This window comes from Methylobacterium sp. WL103 (genome assembly GCF_008039885.1).
Lineage (GTDB): Bacteria > Pseudomonadota > Alphaproteobacteria > Rhizobiales > Beijerinckiaceae > Methylobacterium > Methylobacterium cerastii.
On sequence record NZ_VRUX01000410.1, the window covers coordinates 1 to 3918 of the forward strand.

General features: G+C 70.2%; 3 protein-coding genes. 1 reads left to right on the plus strand and 2 read right to left on the minus strand.

The genetic code is table 11. The annotated features are described in order from the left end of the window. Positions 1–37: 37 nt before the first annotated feature. The gene (oxlT, locus tag FV222_RS19515) at positions 38–1324 is read right to left on the minus strand and encodes an oxalate/formate MFS antiporter (RefSeq protein WP_147815432.1); all 1287 of its coding nucleotides are present in this window, start codon (positions 1322–1324) and stop codon (positions 38–40) included. Positions 1325–1660: 336 nt separating this feature from the next. On the opposite strand from oxlT, the gene FV222_RS19520 reads away from it, so the two are divergent. Further along, positions 1661–2764, plus strand: a complete 1104-nt coding sequence (locus FV222_RS19520) for an OpgC domain-containing protein (protein ID WP_246685550.1) — start codon at positions 1661–1663, stop codon at positions 2762–2764. On the opposite strand, the gene FV222_RS19525 is transcribed toward FV222_RS19520, so the two are convergent. Then, positions 2748–3918 (minus strand): ATP-binding protein (locus FV222_RS19525; RefSeq protein WP_147815434.1); only part of this gene is annotated, 1171 nt, incomplete at its 5' end. The genes FV222_RS19520 and FV222_RS19525 overlap by 17 nt on opposite strands.

The following is a 3918-nucleotide window of genomic DNA, read 5'->3' on the forward strand; positions in this document are numbered from 1 at the left end:
GGAGGCGGGGCCAGCGCGAGGCGCCGGCCCGCCGGTGTCAGGCGATCCGGACCGGATCGGCCTTCGGCACGGACACGGTCGCGTCGAGGGCGAGGTAGCGCGCCCGCATCGGCTTGAGCACGAAGATCGCCAAAGCCGCCGCGGTGAGGTTCAGGGCGACGATCATGCCGAACACCGCGTACCAGCCGTAGGCGGCCGCCACGAGGCTGCCGAAGGGAACCAGGAACGAGGCCGTGCCTTTTGCAGTGTAGAGCAGGCCGGCGTTGCTGGTGGCGAACTTCGAGCCGAAGGTGTCGCCGCAGGTGGCGGGGAACAGCGAGTAGATCTCGCCGAACACGCCGAAGTACAGGGCGGTCGCCAGCACGAACACCATCGGGATGGTGCCGTAGCTGAGCAGCAGCAGCACCGCGACCGCCGCGGTCGAGAACGCGATGAACATCGTGTTCTCGCGCCCGATCTGGTCGGAGACCCAGCCGAAGAACGGCCGCCCGAACCCGTCGAAGATCCGGTCGAGCGAGATCGCCAGGGTCAGCGTCGCCATCGTCAGGCCGAGCATGCTCACCGGTACGTCGGCGACGTGGAAGTCGTGGGCGATCGGTGCGATCTGCGCCGCCGCCATCAGGCCGCCGGCGGCGACCATCACGAACATCGCGTACATCACCCAGAAGACCGGGGTGCGCACGGTCTCGCTCGGGGTGCGGTCGACCTTGCTCTGGGGCAGGTTGTGGCGCTTGCGCTGCACCGGGGCCGCGCTCCTTGGCTTGCGCAGGAACACCGAGAGGAACACCACCACCGCGCCCTGCATCAGGCCGAAGGTGAGGAACGCGCTCTGGTAGCCGCTCGACGCGATCATCTTCGCGATCGGCACCACCGTGATCGCGGCGCCCGCGCCGAACCCGGCGGCGGTGGCGCCGGCAGCCAGGCCCCGACGATCCGGGAACCACTTCAGCGCGTTGCCGACACAGGTGCCGTAGACCGATCCGGCGCCGATGCCGCCGACCACAGCGCCGAGGTAGAGCATCGGCAGCGAGCCGGCATAGGCGTTGATCACCCAGGCCATCGCGATCATCACGCCGCCGAAGGCGACGACGATCTTGGGTCCGTAATTGTCGACGAACCAGGCCTCGACCGGGACGAGCCAGGTCTCGGTGGCGACGAAGACGGTGAAGGCGAGCTGGATCGAGGCCCGGCCCCAATGATGCTGGGCATCGATCGGATCGACGAACAGCGTCCAGCCGTATTGGAGGTTGGCGATCATCGCCATGCAGAGCACGCCGAAGGCGAGCTGCCACCATTTCGCCGCAGGGGCGTCCTGACGTTCCATCCCGGTTTCCTCCGCCTGCGACTCTCGGTTCGCGTGGATGCATCATGCATCGATTGCTCAGGTATGCAATATACCAGAGGCGGGGCGGCGGCGGAAACGTATTATCTTGCCGCTTTCTGTCATGCGGCCTCTTCCGGTCGCTGCGCAAGATCGCCGATCCGCCCCTTTGTAACGCGGCGGCGCGGGGCCCGTGCCCTGCCCTTCCGGGACCATCGAAGACCACATCGTGACCGGGGGGCCGCGATGCGCGCTGGATCACTTGGCGCGCGGCATGCGACAGGGTGCGAACCCGCCCGACGAGAGTCTGATGCCCTGCGCCCCCGACCGACTGCCCGCGTGACCGATCCCGCTCCCGCGTCGCGCAAGCGCGACCCGCGCATCGACGTGCTGCGCGGCCTGGCCCTGCTGATCATCTTCGTCGACCACATCCCCAACAACGCGCCGGCGCTGATCACGCCGCACAATCTCGGCTTCTCGGACGCCGCGGAGCTCTTCGTGCTGTTTGCCGGATACTCGGCGATGGCCGCCTATGGCGGCCTGTTCCGCCGCGCCGGCACGATCGAAACCCTGAAGCGCGTCGCACGGCGGTGCCTGCGCATCTACCTCTTCCAGGCGGCTCTCCTGCTGGCCACCCTGCTGATCGTGCGGGCCTGGATGGACGCGACCGGCCTCGTCCCCCGCTTCGGAGTCGCGCCGCTGCTGCAGATGGGGCTGTGGTCCGGCCTGTGGCGCGGGCTGCTGCTCAACGCCTTGCCGAACTACCTCGACATCCTGCCCCTCTACATCGTGCTGCTGGCCGCCTTCCCGCTCTACTATGCCGGCATGCGCCGGAGCGTCTGGGGCGTGCTCGGCGTCTCGGCCCTGATCTGGCTGCTCGCCAACCTCGACCCGGCCTTCAACCTGCCCAACGCCGCGGCCGACGACGGCTGGTACTTCAACCCGTTCGCCTGGCAGTTCCTGTTCGCGATCGGGATGGCGCTGTCCGCCGCCATTCGGGGCGGCGACGGCCTGCTGCCGCGCCGTGCCTGGCTGAGGGCCGCGTGCTGGCTGATGCTCGCCGTCTCGCTGCTGCAGGCCGCGCCCTGGAGCGCCTGGAACCTGCCGGACCTGAGTCTCGTCGCCATGGCGCCGCCGGACAAGGGCCACGTCGCCCCGCTGCGGCTGCTCCACATCCTGGCGGTGATCTATCTGCTGTTCGGGTCTCCCCGCGTCTACGCCCTCACCTCGAGCCCGCGCCTGCGCTGGCTCGAGCTGTGCGGGCGCCACTCCCTGGAGGTGTTCGCGCTCGGGTGCCTCGCGGCGCTGATCGGCCGGATCAGCTACCGCACCTTCGGGCCGACTTGGCCGCTGCAGGTCGGCGTCAACGTCGCCGGCCTCGCGGCGATGATCGCGCTGGCGTGGTTCCTCGACCGGCGGGCGCGCCTCAGCGCCGCCCCATGACCACCCGCAGCTTGTCGGCCAAGTCCTCGCGGCCGTAGGGCTTGTTGAGCAGCGGCAGGTCGGCGGGCAGGCCGTCCTCGCCGAAGGCGGAGGCGGTGTAGCCGGAGGCGAGCAGCACCCGGAGGCCGGGCCGGAGCCGGCGCGCCTCGACCGAGAGCTGCACCCCGTTCATCCCGCCCGGCATCACCACGTCTGAGAACAGGATGTCGACCCGCTCCGGCCCTTTCAGCCGGGCGAGCGCTTCGGCGGCATGGGTCGCGGTCAGTGTGCGGTAGCCGAGCTCGCTCAGGCTCTCGACCGCCATGTCGAGCACCGCCGGCTCGTCCTCGACGACGAGGATCACCTCGCCGTCGGTGGCGCGGCGCAGCGGCATCGGCCCCTCGGGCCGGGCTGGCGCGGCGACCTCCTTCGAGTGCGGCAGGTAGATCGACACGGTGGTGCCCGCGCCGACCTCGCTTCGCAGCAGCACCTGCCCGCCGCCCTGGCGCGCGAACCCGTAGACCTGGCTGAGGCCGAGGCCGGTGCCCTTGCCGACCTCCTTGGTGGTGAAGAACGGCTCGAAGGCGCGGGCGGCGGTGCCGGCATGCATGCCCTGGCCGGAATCGCCGACCGCGACGTGGACGTACTGCCCCGGCGCGAGGTCCGGCAGCGCCGCGCCGTCCTCATCCGTCACCGTCAGGTTCTCGGTGCGGATCGTCAGGCGGCCGCCGGACGGCATCGCGTCGCGGGCGTTGACCGCGAGGTTGAGGATCGCGCTCTCGAACTGGCCGGGGTCGAGCCGCACCGGATCGAGGGCGGCGTCGAGGTCGAACGTCACGGCGATGGTCTCGCCGACGGCGCGCTCCAGCAGGGTGCGGAAATCCTTGAGCAAACGGTTCGGGTTGACCGTCTCGGGGCGCAGCACCTGCCGGCGCGAGAACGACAGCAGCTTCTCGGTGACCTCGGCGCCGCGCCGGGCCGCAGTCATCGCCGAGCCGGCGAGGCGCTCCACCCGCTGCGCGTCGGCCGGGCGGCGGACGATCATATCGAGGTTGCCGATGACGATGGTCAGCAGGTTGTTGAAGTCGTGGGCGACGCCGCCGGTGAGCTGGCCGATCGCCTCCATCTTCTGCGCCTGGTTCAGGCGGTCGTCGGCGTCCTGGCGCGCGGTGGTG

What these genes read in the sequence shown, in the direction of transcription:
- oxlT (WP_147815432.1), bottom strand. Translation starts at nt 1,324, where the DNA reads ATGGAACGTCAGGACGCCCCTGCGGCGAAATGGTGGCAGCTCGCCTTC.